The sequence below is a fragment of the Sphingopyxis chilensis genome (assembly GCF_035930445.1).
Taxonomy (GTDB): domain Bacteria; phylum Pseudomonadota; class Alphaproteobacteria; order Sphingomonadales; family Sphingomonadaceae; genus Sphingopyxis; species Sphingopyxis chilensis.
The window spans coordinates 2,740,013-2,756,538 of sequence record NZ_CP142394.1; the positions used below are offsets into that span (position 1 = coordinate 2,740,013).

Genomic DNA, 16,526 nt, shown 5'->3' on the forward strand with positions numbered 1-16,526 from the left:
GTCCAAAACCTCACCCTCCCCGCCGAGCCCTGTGCAGGGCGGGTGTGCGCCACGTCACATCATAAAGACCCCGGCCCCCCGGACCTGTGATCAGGCTCACATGATAAGTACCCGGAATAGGTTGATTTGTGATTGCAGCCACCTTTTTCTTGCGCTCGCGCGGCGGCATCCAGGGCTTTCCGCCGTCCGAATGATATTCGTGGCACATCGCGCACGGCGATTCGGTGGCGGTCTCGACCTTGACGATTCGCGCGCCACTTTCGCCGACATGACAGTCGCGGCACTGGCGGAGACCGGGCACGAGCAGGTCGGTCGATATCTTCGAGGCGGGCGCCGCGGTGTGGCAATCCGCGCACTCGGTCTCACGATGCGCATCGTGGTCGAACCATCCTTTTTGCAGATAGCGCGGCGTCTGGTCGACCGCGGCGACACGCCACCCCCGCCCGGCCTGCGGCGCGAAGACGGTGTGACAGTCGTAACAGGCGCCGCCCTTTGAAAAGACCGCGCGCACAGCGTCCTCTGCCCGGTTCGGCCGGACCGCGACCTCGCGGAAATAGATATTATAGACCTGCCCCTCGGCATAGGCGCCCGGCCGCCGTCGCTGCATCCCGCCGAGCTGGAGCGGGCGCGAGGGCGGGGTCGAACGGAAATAGGCCGTGAGATCGGCAACCACCTGATCGGGCTCGCCGTGGCGCAGGGTGCGGGTTACCCCGCCAACCGTCTCGAACGCGAGGCTGTGGCACATCGCGCAGTCGCGCTCCATTTCGACCGGCTTGACGCGCACGCCATCGGCCTCGACGCGGTGGCAATTCTGGCATTCGAGCTTCTTCCCGAAATCATAGCGCCCACGGAAGCTCGCCGCCATGCGCGCCACCCCGCCCGTCGCCTGCAGGTGCATGTCGTGCGGGAATTTCAAGCCGTTATAGTCGACGATCCCTTGGGTCAGCGTCGTGCGCACCGGCTTTCCGTCCGGCGCCGGGCGGACGAGCGGGCGGAACTCGGGGTGGCTGGTTCCGAAATCGGCGGCGTCGGCGAGCGTCGTCGGATGCCCCGCCGTCTTCAGCCGCGCCGACATGCCGCCGTGGCAGTCGGCGCAGAATTTCTGCGGCGTCGCCGCCATCGGCCCCGCACCTTCATGCTCGGTATGACAATCGACGCAGCGTCCCTGCGGCTTGTTGAAGGTCTTGGCAAAGCCCGCGAGAATCCGCTCGCCCACGCCCGGCGGGTGACGCGCCGCGAGCAGCATCGCGGTCGGCGCATTCGCGTGCGCCATGCTCATCGTCTTGTGCTCGCCGGTGTGACACCCCACGCACGCCTTGTCGGTCACGGCGACGAACGGCTCGACATGGCACGACTGGCAGTCGTTTTTCAGGCTCGCATGCGCGCTCGACAGCGGTCCCGAAAGCCAGGCGCTGTCGGCATGATAGCCGTCGGGGCGCTCGTTCATCTGCCGGTAGCTGTACCAGGCCCAGATCGGCCCGATCAGGAAGGCCAGCAGCATCAAGAGGCCGAACGCCCACGCGGCGGTGCGCTTGCCGGGCATCACCCCCGCGAGCGAAAAGGCCTTCGCCTCGTCGACATCTTTCGACGATTGCGACAATTCGTCGATGCGCTCGACGAGCAGAATGACCTTTTCATCCTCGCGCGCGATCGTCAGTCGATGGCCGCCGAAGCGCAGCTCGGCGCCCGCGGCGCTGTCGATATTGGCGGCGTCGACCGTCCGGCCGTTGAAATCGAACCCCAGCCCCTCCAGCGCCGCGACGCGCACATGGCGCCCGTCGGCGCTGCTGATCGTCGCGTGGTGCGGGTTCACCGCCAGATCGGCGACATGAATGATATTGCCGCTCTCACGGCCGAGCGTGATCATATCGCCCGGCAGCGGCTCGTCGCGGACGATCTGCTTGCCCGTCTTCGTCGTCGCGATGCGGCGCAGGATGAAGCTCATCGTTCGCGCCTCACCAATAGAAGAAGACGCTGACGATATGCGCCGACAGCGCCGCCATCAGCGCAAAGGTCAGCGGCACATGCACATAGAGCCAGACTTCGAGCAGCGCGCGCAGCCGCAGATGCTCGCGCAACCGCGCCAGCGCCGCCTCCTTCTGAGACAAAAGCTGGATGACCTTTGTGCGCGCGGCATCGCCGCCCTGTGACACCGATAGCGCGCCGCGGGAGGCAGTCGTCGCGCAACCCGGATAGCGCCCACGCAGCCGCGCCCATGCGCCGCCCGCGAACGGATCCTGGTCGAGCGAGGCGAGCACCGCCGCGCTGTCCGCGGCCGTCAGCGGCTGCGCGGCGCTGTGCAGCTGGCGGTCGAACGCGCGGATCGCCTCCAGCATCTGCATCTGCGTCATCTGCTCGCGATTGTTCGACAACGCAGCCGGCAAGGTCGCATAGACGATGACGCCGTAAAGCCCCGACAGGATGACGAGCATCATCAGCACCCAGGCGAGCGTGTGGACGTTCCAGCCAAGCTGGAATCCGGTGTGCCAGGTGCCGATGACGATCAGGCTTAAACCCAGATAGACATGCGCCGACGTCCACGCCTTCAGCGACCAGTGATCGCTCGTCATCTTGCGCTTGCGATAACCGAGCGCGGTGAGCCAGAGGATCAGCAGCGCGCCGATCGTCCCCAGCGCATAGCCGTACCAGCTGCCGCCATTGTGCCGCGGCGTCACGTCGACCAGAGCATAGGAGACGATGATGAAAAGGCAGAGCCCGCCCGAAATCTTGGCCCAGCGAAAGCCCGCATAGCGCAGGAAGCCCTCATGCCGCCGCTCGCGAACACGCTCTACCTGTGTGGCCTTCGACCGACGCCGCTGGAACAGGCTCGCCATCAGTCGGTGTCCTCGTCGAGCCGCGCGATCGACAGGAATTCTTCCGGCGACACGCGGATCGCGGCGCCCGTCGGGCACGCCCGCACGCACGCCGGGCCGCCCGATATGCCTTTGCACATGTCGCACTTGACCGCGATCTTCTTCGGCTTCTCGTCGCCCAGCTGTTTCTTGGTCCATTTGGGCGACGGCTCGCCCGGACCGGGACCGAAGCCGGTCAGCAGCCAGCGGAGCAGGCTTGGCTTCTCCGGCGGCGCCGCCTCCATGCGGATCACGCCATAGGGACAGTTGCGCATGCAGTTGCCGCAGCCGATGCAGCCCGGCTCCATGAACACCTCGCCGTCGGGGCCGCGGTGGATCACGTTCGGCGGACAGTCGGCCATGCAATGCGGATGCTCGCAGTGGCGGCAGCTTGTCGGCACATGCAGGTGCGCGAAGGTCTTGCCCGCCTCGCGGTCGAGCCGCGACAGGCCCTCATGGCTGTCGGCGCACGCTTTCTCGCAATTATCGCAGCCGACGCACAGATTCTCGTCGATCAGGAGCGCGTCGGTCGCCTCGCCGAGCCCTTCCTTCATGATGAAGCTCGCGGTGTCCGAATACAGGTCGACCGCGCTCGAATAGGTGGCTTTGCGCGATTCGATGAAGCTGTTCATCGCCGCGCGTTCGGCGACCGCTACTTCGGTCGCTTCGCGCACCTGCGGTCGTGCGGCGAGCATCTTGCGGAAACTTTCGCCGGTGAGCTTGATCACCTCGCTGCCGACCGCCGCCTTGACGGTAGCGTTGCGCGGCTGCCCGCTCAGCACGCCCATTTCGCCAAAGAAGCTGCCGGCGGGAAGGTAGCGGAGGAAGATCGGCTTCCCGCCGATATCCTTCTCGACCACCATCGAACCCGAGCGGATGACATAGACATCGTCGCCCTGTTCACCCTCGGTCAGCACGACCTTGCCCGCGGGCACGCGCTCGACCTCGGCGGCATCGACCACCGGGCCCAGATCCTCCACCGTCAGCCCGCCCTTGAATATCTGGAGCAATTGGCGTTCGAGCGAGATGCGGTTGATCGCACGTTTCGCGCCCGGCACCGCCGCCATCAGCTTCAGCGCCGCGGTGCGCGACACTTCGACGAAAATACTGTCGTCGCCGGCGCGGATCGTCGCGCCGCGCTTCCGCCCCGAAATCAAACCGACCTCGCCAAAGATCGATCCCTGCTCGATCGACACGGTAACGCCCGGCCCCACCTCGACCTCGGCAAAGCCGTCGGCTATCGCGAAGAGCGACGACCCCGGCTCGCCCTTTTCAAAGACGATGTCGCCCTTGGTGTAGAAGGCGACTTTCGAATCGAGCATGAACTCACGCATCTGCAACGGCGACACATCGGCAAAGATGCTCACCCGTTCGCGCAGATAATCGAGCCATTCGCTCACGGCCTTCTGCTGCGGCAGGCCTGCGAAAATGGCCGCCAGATCCTTTTCATCGGCGGGGGTCAGCGACGCGTTGCCATTGATGAACTCGACGACGTCATAGCCCTGGTTCATGCAATGCTTGATCAGCGGATAACCCGCGAGTGCGCCGATCACGAAGATTCCCGGCACCGTCGATTCAAAGGTCGGCGACAGCTTTGGAAAGGCCTCGCGGTCCGGCCCCGTAAACTCGATCCCCATCGATTCGACGAAGCCGCGCGGTGCGACCGACCCCAGCCGCGCGACGATCACGTCGCACGGGATCTTCTCGTCGCCGTCGGGCGTGTCGAGCGTCAGCCAGCCGGGTTCGACCTTCTTCGGCTGCGTTTCGGTGCGGATCGACATCAGCCCGTTTTCGCCCGCCTCCATCATGTCGGAGACGTTCTTCGCCTTCGCGCGCGCGAAATCCTTCGAGCGGTTGAGGATGGTCACGGTGTTTTCCAGCGCTTCCTCGGCGACGCCGAGCGCATTTTCGATCCCCGCGTCGCCCGATCCGACAACGGTGATATGCTTGTCCTTGAAATCCTCGGGATCGTCGACCTGATAGATGATGTGCGGCAGGTCGGCGCCCTCGCAGCGCATCCGGTTCGGATTGCCCTGCGTGCCGATCGCAAGAATGATGTTCTCGGCGTGAAAGACATCACCCTTCGCGGTCTTGATCGCGAAGGCGCCCTGCGCGCCTATCACCTCGACGACATCGGCGTGATAGGCGACGTTCACCTGGTTCTTCGCGGCGTCTTCGTCCCAGTTCGCAAGGATATATTCGCGCGCACCCTCGGCGAATCGACAGTCGGACCGCAGATCAAGCCGTTCGGGCGTCGCGAGCACGCGCTTGCCCTTCTGATATTTGAAGATGGTGTCGGAGAGGTGATCGGTCTTTTCGAGCAACATATGGCTCAGCCCGAGTTGTCCGGCGCGCGACGCGGCGCTGAGCCCGGCCGGGCCCGAACCGATGATCGCAACCTTGACCGCCTCACTCATGCCCGCGCCCTGCCGCCGAAGCGACCGTTTGCGATCAAGATGCTGGCGAACGCTTGCACGGGCATCCCATTCCCCCCGATCGCTTACCCCTAAGCGACATAATCTTGGATGCGACCCGGACTAATGTCCTGAGCGACAGGCTATGCCCCTGAAAGCGGGAAAAGGTCAACCGCTCGACCGCCAGAATCGGCAGTTGCGAGCCGTTCTCAACTAGCCGATGAGCCGGTTGACTCAGGCGAGTTCGAACATCGCCGCGATGCGATCGGGCTGCGTCGCATCGAAGCGCGACCAGCCGTCAGGCCCAAGCTTTTCAAGCGGGCGAAAACGCGCCTTGTACGCCATGCGCGCCGACCCTTCGATCCAGTAGCCCAGATAAACATAGGGCAACCCGGCGTTGCCGGCGCGCAGCACATGGTCGGCGATGATATAGGTTCCCAGCCCCTCGCGCAGCGGATGGTGCGCGTCGAAGAAACTGTAGATCATCGATAGCCCGTCGCCCTGACGGTCGGTCAGGCAACAGCCGACGAGGCGTCCCTTGCCGCCATCGGCCGCCGGCTCGCGATATTCGATCATATAGCTGTCGACCGGCGTCTGCTCGACCATGTCGGCGAAATCCTGCTCGTCCATGTCCGCCATGCCGCCATCGGGGTGGCGCGAGGCGAGATAGGAGCGCAGCAGCGCATATTGTTCTTCGGTCGCCCACGGCTTGCACGCGGTGGCGACCAGATCGCCGTTGCGGCGCATGTTACGCTTCTGCGAACTGCTCGGCGCGAATTCGGCCGCGCAGACGCGCACCGACACGCAGGCCGAACAATCGGCGCAGCTGGGGCGATAGGCGACCGACTGGCTGCGGCGAAACCCGATACGGCCGAGCGCGTCGTTCAGCTCGTTCGCCGTGTTGCCGCTCAGCTCCGTAAACACCTTGCGCTCGGTCTTGCCCGCCAGATAGGGGCAAGGTGCCGGACTGGTGACGAAAAAGCGCGGAAAACGAAACGGTGCGGACACGCGAAAAAGACCTCCGGACTGGCGATGCGGAGCCCCCCAACGCGGGTCCGACGCACACCTTGCACCAACTATGCCGCGCGGCGTCAATGGTGCAAAGTGCGTTTACCATTTTAGTCCGTCCCGTTCTGAATCAACCCCCCAATTTTGTGAATCAGCCGGTAACTTTTGTGCCGATTTGAATCGGATCAGCTGTATCCACGCAGCTCGTCGCCGGTGAGCGTGGCGACGTGGAGCACGTTGGTCGATCCCGGCGTGCCGAACGGAACGCCCGCCATCATCACCAGCTTTGCGCCCGGCCGGCCGATCCCGTGGCGCAGCGCCATGCGCTTGCCCTTCGCGATCATCTCCTCGAAACTGCCGATATCCTTCGTCGGCACCGCATGCGCTCCCCACAGCAACCCCATGCGCCGCGCGGCTTCCTTCTTCGGCGTCAACACCAGCAGCGGCGCGCCCGGCCGCTCTCGCGCGACGCGGCGCGCGGTCGATCCCGACGCGGTGAAGCAGATGATCGCATCGGCGGCGATCGTCGAGATGATGCCGCCCGCCGCCTCGGCGAGCGCATCGGCGGTCGTCGCGTCGGGCACCGTCTCGGTGAAATGCAGGCGGCGATAATAGTCGGGATCGCTTTCGACCGAACGCGCGATCGAATCCATCATGGTGACAGCCTCCACCGGCCAGGCGCCCGCCGCAGTCTCCGCCGACAGCATGATCGCGTCGGCGCCATCATAGACGGCGGTCGCGACGTCGCTCACTTCGGCGCGCGTCGGGGAGGGAGAGACGATCATCGATTCCAGCATCTGCGTTGCCACAACGACGGGCTTGCCCATGCGGCGGGCGGTCGCGACGATCTTCTTCTGGAGCGGCGGGACGGCTTCGGGCGGCAGTTCGACGCCAAGGTCACCGCGCGCGACCATCGCCGCGTCGGCGAGCTCGAGGATCTCCTCGATCCGCTGCACGCCCGACGGCTTTTCGAACTTGACGAGCAGCGCCGCCTTGCCACCGATCAGGCGTCGCGCCTCGGCGACGTCCTCGGGGCGCTGAACGAATGACAGCGCGATCCAGTCGACATGCTGTTCGAGCGCAAAGGCGAGATCCTTGCGGTCCTTTTCGGTCAGCGCGGCGAGCGGGACGACGACATCGGGGACGTTGACGCCCTTGCGATCCGAAATCTTGCCCCCCACCTCGACCACCGTTTCGATCCGGTCGGGCGCCACGCTCTTGACGCGCAGCACCAGCTTGCCGTCATCGATCAGCAGCCGCGTGTCGGGTTCGAGCGCCGCGAACAGTTCGGGGTGAGGAAGGTGGACGCGGGTCGCGTCGCCCGCCGCCTTGTCGGCATCGAGGACGAAGGACTTGCCCTTCACCAACTCGGCGGGGCCATCCTTGAACGTCCCGACGCGCAGCTTCGGTCCCTGCAGGTCGACGAGGATCGTCGTCGGCCGCCCGGTTTCCTTTTCCAGCGCGCGGATCGCGGCGATCACCTTGGCATGGCCTTCATGATCGCCGTGGCTCATATTGACGCGAAAGGCGTCGGCGCCCGCGCGGTGCAGTTCGGCGATCATCTCGGCATTGGCGCTCGCCGGACCAAGGGTCGCCAGGATGCGGACCTTGCGCTGGCGGGGGGTAAAGCTCTGAACCACAAATGCTCCGATGACTTGGGTAAGGTGGGGTCTGGGACGCTAGGGCAATGCCGCCTTGATGCCGCCAAGGCAACAACCGTATAGCTATTCATCATATAAAAGGAGGAACCATGTCCTGTAGTGAAGATCAGATGGAACCCGGCGACGCGCTCGACAGCCTCGACGATGCGGTTGCCGCGGCCGCCTTCCGCCGCCTCGTCCGCCTGCTCCAGCATCGCAGCGACGCCGCGAATATCGACCTGATGGGCTTGGCCGGCTTTTGCCGCAACTGCCTGGGCGACTGGATCGCGGAAGCCGGCGACATGGACAAGGAAGCGGCGCGCGCGATCGTTCACGGCATGCCGACGGCGGAATGGAAAGCGCGCTTTCAGGTCGCGGCAACGCCCGAACAGCTCCGGCGGATGGAAGAAAGCATGGCGAAGAATCCCTGACCTCGCTAGGGACGCGCCGAGGGCGATTCTCGCCAGCAATCATCCAATCTCAGCGGAGTATAAAATGAGCGAAGCCACCGTGTCCGACGAACAACTGCGCCTTTTCATCGAGCGCATCGAGCGTCTGGAAGAAGAGAAAAAAGGCATCGCCGACGATATTCGCGACACCTATAACGAAGCAAAATCGCAGGGCTACGACCCGAAGATCATGCGCCAGATCGTCCGCCTGCGCAAACTTCCGGTCCACGACCGCAAGGAAATGGAAGCGATCCTCGACGTCTATAAGTCGGCGCTCGGGATCGACTAAACGCAAGGAGAGTGACGATGTTCAGCACCACGACCAACAATGTCGAAGGCCGCCCGGTTAGGGAATATCTGGGCATCGTCACCGGCGAGGTGATCGTCGGCGCCAACCTGTTCCGCGACCTGTTCGCATCGATCACCGACATCGTCGGCGGCCGGTCGGGCAAATATGAGGATGTCCTCGCCCGCGCGCGCAAGGAAGCGATCGCCGAGATGGAAGCCGAGGCGGCGCGCCTCGGCGGCAATGCGGTGATCGGCGTCGACCTCGACTATGAAGTGCTCGGCCAGAACGGCTCGATGCTGATGGTGTCGGCGAGCGGGACGGCCGTGGTTGTGTGAAAAGCCGCGCCGCGCTAGGGCGGCGCCACATTTCCCGTTTCGATGGAGGTAGGCCGTGGCCGGCCATAGCAAATTCAAGAACATCATGCACCGCAAGGGTGCGCAGGATAAAAAGCGCAGCAGCCTCTTTTCGAAGCTGAGCCGCGAAATCACCGTCGCGGCGAAGATGGGCCTGCCCGATCCCGACGCCAACGCGCGTCTGCGCGCTGCGGTCAACGCCGCCAAGGCGCAGTCGATGCCGAAGGACAATATCCAGCGCGCGATCGACAAGGCGGCGGGCAACGACGGCGATAATTACGAGGAAATCCGTTACGAGGGTTATGGCCCCGGTGGCGTATCGCTGATCGTCGAAGCATTGACCGACAACCGCAACCGCACCGCGACCAACGTCCGCACGGCGTTCAGCAAGAATGGTGGCAACCTCGGCACGTCGGGCAGCGTCAGCCACGGTTTCGACCGGCTCGGCATGATCAGCTATGGCGCGGGTGCCGGCGATGCCGACACGGTGTTCGAGGCTGCGCTCGATGCCGGCGCCGACGACGTCGAATCGTCGGAGGACGGCCACGACATCTGGACCAGCGTCGACAGCCTGCACGAAGTCGCCAAGGCGCTCGAAGCCAAGCTCGGCGAGGCCGAGGGCGTCAAGCTCGCCTGGCGCCCGACGCTGAAGAGCGAAGTCGCCGACGAAGCGACCGCTCAGACCCTCTTCAAGCTGATCGACACGCTCGACGACGACGACGACGTCCAGACCGTATGGGGCAATTACGAGATCCCCGACGCGGTGATGGAAAAGCTTGGCTAATAGTCAAAACCCGTTCGCATCGAGCGGAGTCGAGATGCCCGTCGGTTGCGCACGCGGTGTCTCGGCTTCACTCGACACGAACGGAATTCCATGATCATCCTCGGCCTCGACCCCTCGCTCAGCTGCACCGGCTGGGGCGTCATCCGCGTCGAGGGTAGCCGGATCAGCCACATCGCCAACGGGCAGGTCAAGACCGACACCAAGGCGCCCCTGCCCGACCGGCTCGCGCATCTCGACACCATGCTCGCCGCTGTGATCGCCGACCATGCCCCCGCTTGCGCTGCGGTCGAGGAAGTGTTCGTCAACGACAATCCGCAATCGACGCTGAAGCTTGCCCATGCGCGCGGCGTCGTGCTGCTCGGCTGCGCGCGCGGTGGGCTGACGGTCGCCGAATATGCGCCGCGCCTCGTCAAGAAGGCGATCGTCGGCACTGGCGGCGCGGCGAAGGAACAGGTGCAGGCTATGCTACGCATCCTGCTTCCTGGCGCGAAAGTCGCCGGAGCCGATGCCGCGGACGCGCTGGCGGTCGCGATCTGCCACGCGAACCACCGCCCTCGATACTAAACCTTCATCACCCCGGACTTGATCCGGGGTCCGTGCGGCGATGGATGCCGGATCAAGTCCGGCATGACGAAACGTGGGAGGCCTCGACGGCGAAGGGAAATTGATTCCCTTTTCGTTCTCCCCGCGTTAGGCACGGGGCATGATCGCAAAACTGACAGGGCGGCTAGATTCGAGCGGCGCAGGCCATGCGGTGATCGACGTCGGTGGCATCGGTTATCTGGTCGAGGCATCGGCGCGGACATTGGACGCACTGGGGCCCGTCGGGGGCGACGTTACCATCCACACCGAAATGCTCGTCGGCGAGGATTTCCTGCGCCTGCTCGGCTTTGCCAAGGCCGAGGAACGCGACTGGTTCCGCCTGCTCACCAGTGTGCAGGGCGTCGGCGCGAAAGTCGCGCTCGCGATTCTCTCCGCGCTCGAAATCACCGACCTGCAACGCGCGTTGGCAAGCGGCGACAGCGCGATGGTCGCACGCGCGAATGGGGTCGGCCCGAAACTCGCGCAGCGGATCACGCACGAGTTGAAGGACAGGGCCGGCGCGCTCGGCGGGATCGCGGGAAGCCTGCCCGCACTCGCGATGACAGCGGGCCCCGTCGCCGATGCCGTCACCGCCCTCACCGGCCTCGGCTTCAAGCCCGGCGAAGCGAGTGCTGCGGTCGCGGCGGCCAACGAGGAACTGGGCGCTGGCGCCAGCCTCGATGCGCTGGTTCGCGTGGCGCTCAAGAAAGCGGCCAAATGACCGACGCCACCCGCCACGCCGCCTGCCGCTGCGGCCAGATCCGCATCGCCTGCACCGGCGAACCGATTCGCGTGTCGGTCTGCCACTGCCGCGAGTGCAAGGCGCGGAGCGGCAGCGCCTTTGCCGCACAGGTCCGCTTCCCCGCCGAGCAGGTCCGCACCGAAGGCGAGCCGAAGATGTGGCAATACACCGGCGACAGCGGCAACACGGCCGACTTCTTCTTTTGCGGCACCTGCGGTTCGGGCGTCTGGTACCGCGCGCGTCCCTATCATGACGCCTATGCGATCCCGCTCGGCAATTTCGAGCCCGGTCACGGCTTCGTGCCCGACTATTCGGTCTATGAGGAACGCAAGGAGCCTTGGGTTTCGATCGCCGGCGATGCAATAGAGCATTATGACTGAGCCGGCCCTCACCACCCCCATCCGCACCCCCGAGGATGCCGACGCCGCGCTGCGGCCGAAGACGCTAGCCGAATTCGTCGGCCAAGCGGCGGCGCGCGAGAATCTGCGCATCTTCGTCGAGGCGGCGAAGGCGCGCGGCGATGCGCTCGATCATGTGCTCTTCTTTGGCCCGCCGGGGCTCGGCAAGACGACGCTGGCGCAGATCGTCGCGCGCGAACTCGGGGTCGGCTTCCGTTCGACCAGCGGCCCGGTGATCGCGAAGGCGGGCGACCTTGCCGCCTTGCTCACCAATCTCGAGGACGGCGATGTGCTGTTCATCGACGAGATCCACCGCCTGTCGCCCGCGGTCGAGGAAATCCTGTATCCCGCGATGGAGGACCGCGCGCTCGACATCATGATCGGCGAAGGGCCCTCGGCGCGCTCGGTGCGCATCGACCTTCCCAAATTCACCCTCGTCGGGGCGACCACGCGGCAGGGGCTGCTGACGACGCCGCTGCGCGACCGTTTCGGCATCCCGGTGCGGCTCAATTTCTATACCCACGGCGAACTCGAACAGGTGATTTCGCGCGCTGCGCGCCTGCTGGCGCTGCCGATCGCGTCGGATGGCGCGCTCGAAATCGCAAAACGCTCGCGCGGGACGCCGCGCATCGCGGGGCGGCTGCTGCGGCGCGTGCGCGATTTTGCGACCGTTGCGGGCCATGCGGTCGTCGACGCGAGCGCCGCGGATGAGGCGCTCAACCGGCTCGAAGTCGATGCGCTCGGGCTCGATGCGATGGACCGGCGTTACCTCACCATGATCGCCGATATCTACCGCGGGGGCCCCGTCGGCGTGGAAACGCTCGCCGCCGGGCTCAGCGAACCGCGCGACACGATTGAGGATGTCATCGAACCCTATCTGCTCCAGGCCGGGTTGATCGCGCGCACCGCACGCGGGCGGATGCTCAACGCCAGCGCGTGGAAGCATCTCGGGCTCAACCCGCCCGCCGGTTCGCAGGATGGACTTTTCGATCAGGCGAAATAGGCGGATTTCCGCGGCTTTCATTCTGCCAACCGGCCCCGATCTGCGACGAACCGTTCAAGGGGGCTTTGCGACGAGTCGCCCACCGGCTATCGGTCGGAAAGATGATAAACGCCCCGCCCCCCTTCCTCCCCGGCGCCTTTGCCGGGGCCGAGCATCATTACCGGGCGCGCGTCTATTTCGAGGACACCGACCTGTCTGGCATCGTCTATCACGCCAATTATCTGCGCTATATGGAGCGCGCGCGCTCTGACATGCTGCGGATCGCCGGTATCGACCAGCGCGCGGCGATGGAGGCGGGCGAAGGTAGCTGGGCGGTCACCGACCTTGCCATCAAATACCGCAGCCCCGCCCGACTTGACGATGACCTGCTCGTCGTCAGTACGGTCGAAGCGGTGCGCGGCGCGAGCGTGATCATCGCACAGCGCATCCTTCGCGGAACTGACACGTTAAGCGGCGAGACATTGACCGACGGGCAAGTCACCGCTGCCTTCCTGTCGCCCGAAGGCCGGCCGCGCCGCCAGCCCGCGGGTTGGGCCGACCGATTTACCGCCATCATGAATGGAGAGACTTTCCCTTGCTAGACAATATCTCGCTGGCCGCCGATGCGGCGACCCTGTCCCCCATCGCGCTGTTCCTGCAAGCCGACTGGATCGTGAAGGGCGTGATGATCGGCCTCCTGCTCGCGTCCATTTATGTCTGGATGGTTATTTTCACGCACGGCCGGGGCGTCAGCAAGCTGATGAGCGCGTCGGAGCGGTTCGAGCGCGATTTCTGGCGCGCCGACAATATCGACAAATTCTTCGACAAGAATAGCGGCGAAGATTTGCCGAGCGCGAAGGTGCTGAGCGCCGGGATCAGCGAATGGCGCCGCTCGACCAAGGGCAAGAATGTCGATCGCGAAGGCACGCGTGAGCGCCTGGGCATCGCAATGAACTCGGCGGTCGCGGGCGAAGTTGACCGGCTCGCCGAAAAGATCGGGACGCTCGCGACAATCGGCGCGGTCGCGCCCTTCGTGGGGCTGTTCGGCACCGTCTGGGGTATTATGCGCAGCTTCACCGCGATCGCGGCGGAAAATAACAGCAGCCTTGCCGTCGTCGCGCCGGGCATTGCGGAAGCGCTGTTCGCGACCGCGATCGGCCTGTTCGCCGCCATTCCCGCAGTCATCGCCTATAACGCCTTTTCCCAGCGCTTAAACCGGCTCGAATCGCGCCTCGGCCGCTTTGCGGACGGGCTGCACGCGACCTTCAGCCGCGAACTCGAGGTCGAAGCCTGATGGCGATGACCGGGCCCTCCGGCGGCATCGGCGGCCGGCGCGGCCGCGGCCACCGCCGCGCGCCGATGGCGGAGATCAACGTCACCCCGCTCGTCGACGTGATGCTCGTGCTGTTGATCATCTTCATGATCACCGCACCGCTTCTCGCTTCGGCGGTGCCGATCGACCTGCCCGAAAGCCGGGCCAAGCCGGTCGAGACCGAGGAGCAGGAGCCGGTGCAGCTATCGATCAACGGCGACGACACGCTCTATATCGGCGAAGAGGTCGTGCCGGAGGCCGAGCTTCCTGCCCGCCTCGACGCGATCGCACGCGCGAATGAGGGTGAGGACCGGCCGCGCCAGATCATGCTGCGCGCCGACAAGGGGCTCGATTATGGCCGCGTGATGCGCGTGATGGGCGAGCTCAACCGCGCCGGCTTGACCCGGATTTCGCTGGTGACGACGGGATCGGAAGGCGCCGCCGAAAGCGCGCCGGCCGCGGTCACTAACGGTTCAGAAACCGGAACCTAGGTTAAGACGATGGCCGAACACCGGGCAGTTGGGGGGAAGGAAGGACGCGGCTTTGCCATCGCGGTGGGCGCGCATGTCCTGATCATCGGCCTGCTCTCGGTCCAGTGGACCGCGGGCGACCGCCGATTCGACAATCCGCCTATGGAAGTCGACCTGATTGCCGAAAGCGCAGTGCAATCGACCGCGCCGGTGATCAGCGAGACGCCGCCCGCCGCGCGGTTGGGCGAAGAGGATGACGTCGACATCGCCGCGCCCGAACCGGTACCCGCGCCGCCGCTTCCCGAACCGGTGGTGCGGCCCACGCCTGCCCCGACGCCAAAACAGGTCGCCCGACCGAAGCAGGCGCCGCCGAAGCAGCCCCCGGCCGCCAAAAAGGCGCAGCCCAAGGCCGCTCCAAAGGCTCCACCGGCAAAGGATCGCCCCGCACGCCCGACCGGCCGGCTCGACGGGATCGCCGAAGGCCTTTCAAAGGCGCAGCCCAAATCGCCGTCGAGCAAGGGTGCTCCGGCTGCGGCCACGGCGGCTGAGGTTCGCCGTTCTATCGACGTCAGCATCAAGTCTGCGGTCGCCCCGCGCTGGAACGGCTGCCGCGTTTCGGGGGTCGATGTCGACCAGCTCAAAACCGTCGTGAAGTTTCGCCTGACGCAGTCGGGCGCGTTGGCCGGATTCACCAGCGTCACCACGTCGGGCGAGAACGATAGCAATAAATTCCAGATCCAGCGCCATCAGGAGTGCGCAAAACGCGCGGTGGAACTCGCCGCACCTTTCGACCTGCCAGAGGAAAATTACAGCTTCTGGCAGAATTACACGCTCGATTTCATCAAGAGGTAAGAGAAATGCTTCTCCGTCCGATCAGCCTTTCGCTCGCCCTGCTGCTGACCACCGCCCCGGTGTTCGCACAGATCGCGCCCACGCCGCCCGCAGTCACGGCGACGACCACACCGCGTGAGACCATCGAGGGTACGCTGTCGCAGGAACGCACCGTCATCGGCGTCCCGCCGCTCGCAACCGCGTCGGTGCAGACCGTCGCGGGGCTGCGCACCGACAGCCTGGGGCGCCAGATCGCGGACGTTATCGCAGCCGACCTCGAACGCAGCGGCCTCTATGAACCGATCGGCCCCAATGGCGTCCGCGCGATTACCCGCGCCGAGGTGCAAGCCCCGCGCTTCGCCGAATGGCAGGCTCGCAACGCGGAGAATGTCGTCCACGGCTTTGTCGATGCGGGATCGAACGGCAGCCTGATCGTCGGCTGCTATCTCTACGACACCGCGCTCGGCAGCGAACTGGTGCGCAAGGGGTTCGAAATCCAGCCCGGCGACTGGCGCCGCGCCGCGCACAAATGCGCCGACGCCATCTATTCGCGCCTGTCGGGCGAAGCGCCCTTCTTCGACAGCCGCGTCGCCTATATCGCCGAGAGCGGTCCGAAGGGGAACCGCATCAAGCGGCTGGCGATCATGGATTCGGACGGCGGGAACCACCGCTTCATCACCAACGGGCAGGCGCTCGCGATCAGCCCGCGCTTCTCGCCCGATTACAAGAAGATCGTCTACGTATCCTACCTCAACAACCGCGTCCGCGTTTTCATCTACGATGTCGCGGCAGGCACGCAAAAGCTGGTGACCGAAAGCTCGAACGCGACCTTCGCGCCGCGCTGGTCGCCTGACGGCACCCAGATCCTTTATTCGATGGCCGTGAACGGCAACACCGACATCTATCGCATCTCGGCCAATGGCGGCACGCCGGTGCGGCTGACGAACACCCCGGGCATCGATGTCGGCGGCAGCTTCTCGCCCGACGGGCGGAAGATCGTGTTCGAGAGCGACCGGTCGGGCGGCCAGCAAATCTATACGATGAACATCGACGGATCGAACCAGCAGCGGATCAGCTTTGGCGGCGGCCGCGCCGCGACCCCCGAATGGTCGCCGCGCGGCGACCTGATCGCCTTTACCCGCATGGGCGGCGGCGAGTTCCGCATCGGCGTGATGACCCCGTCGGGCGGCGGGGTACGGATGCTGACCAACAGCTGGCAGGACGAGGCGCCGACCTGGTCGCCGAACGGCCGTGTTATCCAGTTTTTCCGCACGACGCGCGGGCGCGAAGGCAAGTCGAGCCTGTGGCAGGTCGACCTGACCGGCGTGAACCTGCGCCGTCTCCCCACACCGCAGGACGGATCGGATCCGAGCTGGGGCCCGGTCCTGCCTTGACAAGGGCGGAACCAAAGCGCCCGGCT

General features: G+C 65.4%; 18 protein-coding genes. 13 read left to right on the forward strand and 5 right to left on the reverse strand.

Translation table 11 applies throughout. The annotated features are described in order from the left end of the window. Positions 1–10: 10 nt before the first annotated feature. From VSX79_RS12745 to pyk, 5 genes are all read right to left on the reverse strand, one after another. Positions 11–1,945: a cytochrome C gene (locus VSX79_RS12745; RefSeq protein ID WP_326913534.1), complete on the reverse strand. Its 1,935-nt coding sequence runs from the start codon at positions 1,943–1,945 to the stop codon at positions 11–13. 10 nt (positions 1,946–1,955) lie between these two features. Then, positions 1,956–2,834, reverse strand: coding sequence for a hypothetical protein (locus tag VSX79_RS12750; protein ID WP_326913535.1), 879 nt, complete (start codon positions 2,832–2,834; stop codon positions 1,956–1,958). After that, a complete protein-coding gene (locus VSX79_RS12755; protein ID WP_179494893.1) occupies positions 2,834–5,269 on the reverse strand; it encodes a cyclic nucleotide-binding domain-containing protein in 2,436 nt (811 codons plus the stop codon). Before VSX79_RS12755 ends, VSX79_RS12750 begins: the two co-directional genes overlap by 1 nt. Positions 5,270–5,500: 231 nt before the next feature. Then, complete coding sequence (locus tag VSX79_RS12760; protein ID WP_179494891.1) at positions 5,501–6,274, reverse strand: arginyltransferase; 774 nt, start codon at positions 6,272–6,274, stop codon at positions 5,501–5,503. 185 nt (positions 6,275–6,459) lie between these two features. Further along, complete coding sequence (gene pyk, locus VSX79_RS12765; RefSeq protein ID WP_179494889.1) at positions 6,460–7,914, reverse strand: pyruvate kinase; 1,455 nt, start codon at positions 7,912–7,914, stop codon at positions 6,460–6,462. Between the two features lie 110 nt (positions 7,915–8,024). On the opposite strand from pyk, the gene VSX79_RS12770 reads away from it, so the two are divergent. The 13 genes from VSX79_RS12770 to tolB all read left to right on the forward strand — a co-directional run bounded on the left by VSX79_RS12770 (position 8,025) and on the right by tolB (position 16,500). After that, positions 8,025–8,345 carry a DUF1244 domain-containing protein gene (locus VSX79_RS12770; protein ID WP_179494887.1) on the forward strand — a complete coding sequence of 107 codons (321 nt, stop codon included), beginning with the start codon at positions 8,025–8,027 and terminating at the stop codon, positions 8,343–8,345. Between the two features lie 64 nt (positions 8,346–8,409). Then, positions 8,410–8,652 carry a DUF2312 domain-containing protein gene (locus tag VSX79_RS12775; RefSeq protein ID WP_037555168.1) on the forward strand — a complete coding sequence of 81 codons (243 nt, stop codon included), beginning with the start codon at positions 8,410–8,412 and terminating at the stop codon, positions 8,650–8,652. Between the two features lie 17 nt (positions 8,653–8,669). Continuing rightward, a complete protein-coding gene (locus tag VSX79_RS12780) occupies positions 8,670–8,987 on the forward strand; it encodes a heavy metal-binding domain-containing protein (RefSeq protein WP_062184526.1) in 318 nt (105 codons plus the stop codon). 55 nt (positions 8,988–9,042) lie between these two features. Further along, a complete protein-coding gene (locus VSX79_RS12785) occupies positions 9,043–9,789 on the forward strand; it encodes a YebC/PmpR family DNA-binding transcriptional regulator (protein ID WP_179494885.1) in 747 nt (248 codons plus the stop codon). Between the two features lie 90 nt (positions 9,790–9,879). After that, positions 9,880–10,353: a crossover junction endodeoxyribonuclease RuvC gene (gene ruvC, locus VSX79_RS12790; protein WP_179494883.1), complete on the forward strand. Its 474-nt coding sequence runs from the start codon at positions 9,880–9,882 to the stop codon at positions 10,351–10,353. A gap of 139 nt (positions 10,354–10,492) precedes the next feature. Further along, positions 10,493–11,092 (forward strand): Holliday junction branch migration protein RuvA, encoded by a 600-nt coding sequence (gene ruvA / locus VSX79_RS12795; protein WP_179494881.1) that lies wholly within the window; start codon positions 10,493–10,495, stop codon positions 11,090–11,092. Continuing rightward, positions 11,089–11,493 (forward strand): GFA family protein, encoded by a 405-nt coding sequence (locus tag VSX79_RS12800; RefSeq protein WP_326913536.1) that lies wholly within the window; start codon positions 11,089–11,091, stop codon positions 11,491–11,493. Before ruvA ends, VSX79_RS12800 begins: the two co-directional genes overlap by 4 nt. Then, positions 11,486–12,514, forward strand: coding sequence for a Holliday junction branch migration DNA helicase RuvB (gene ruvB, locus VSX79_RS12805; protein ID WP_179494877.1), 1,029 nt, complete (start codon positions 11,486–11,488; stop codon positions 12,512–12,514). Before VSX79_RS12800 ends, ruvB begins: the two co-directional genes overlap by 8 nt. A 101-nt stretch (positions 12,515–12,615) precedes the next feature. Further along, the gene (locus tag VSX79_RS12810) at positions 12,616–13,095 is read left to right on the forward strand and encodes a YbgC/FadM family acyl-CoA thioesterase (RefSeq protein ID WP_179494875.1); all 480 of its coding nucleotides are present in this window, start codon (positions 12,616–12,618) and stop codon (positions 13,093–13,095) included. After that, positions 13,089–13,787, forward strand: a complete 699-nt coding sequence (gene tolQ, locus VSX79_RS12815) for a protein TolQ (RefSeq protein WP_179494873.1) — start codon at positions 13,089–13,091, stop codon at positions 13,785–13,787. The genes VSX79_RS12810 and tolQ overlap by 7 nt, the downstream gene beginning before the upstream one ends. Then, positions 13,787–14,296 (forward strand): protein TolR, encoded by a 510-nt coding sequence (gene tolR / locus VSX79_RS12820; protein WP_179494871.1) that lies wholly within the window; start codon positions 13,787–13,789, stop codon positions 14,294–14,296. Before tolQ ends, tolR begins: the two co-directional genes overlap by 1 nt. Before the next feature lie 9 nt (positions 14,297–14,305). Then, complete coding sequence (locus VSX79_RS12825) at positions 14,306–15,127, forward strand: hypothetical protein (protein ID WP_326913537.1); 822 nt, start codon at positions 14,306–14,308, stop codon at positions 15,125–15,127. A gap of 5 nt (positions 15,128–15,132) precedes the next feature. Continuing rightward, positions 15,133–16,500: a Tol-Pal system beta propeller repeat protein TolB gene (gene tolB / locus VSX79_RS12830; RefSeq protein WP_326913538.1), complete on the forward strand. Its 1,368-nt coding sequence runs from the start codon at positions 15,133–15,135 to the stop codon at positions 16,498–16,500. The last annotated feature ends 26 nt before the right edge of the window (positions 16,501–16,526 follow it).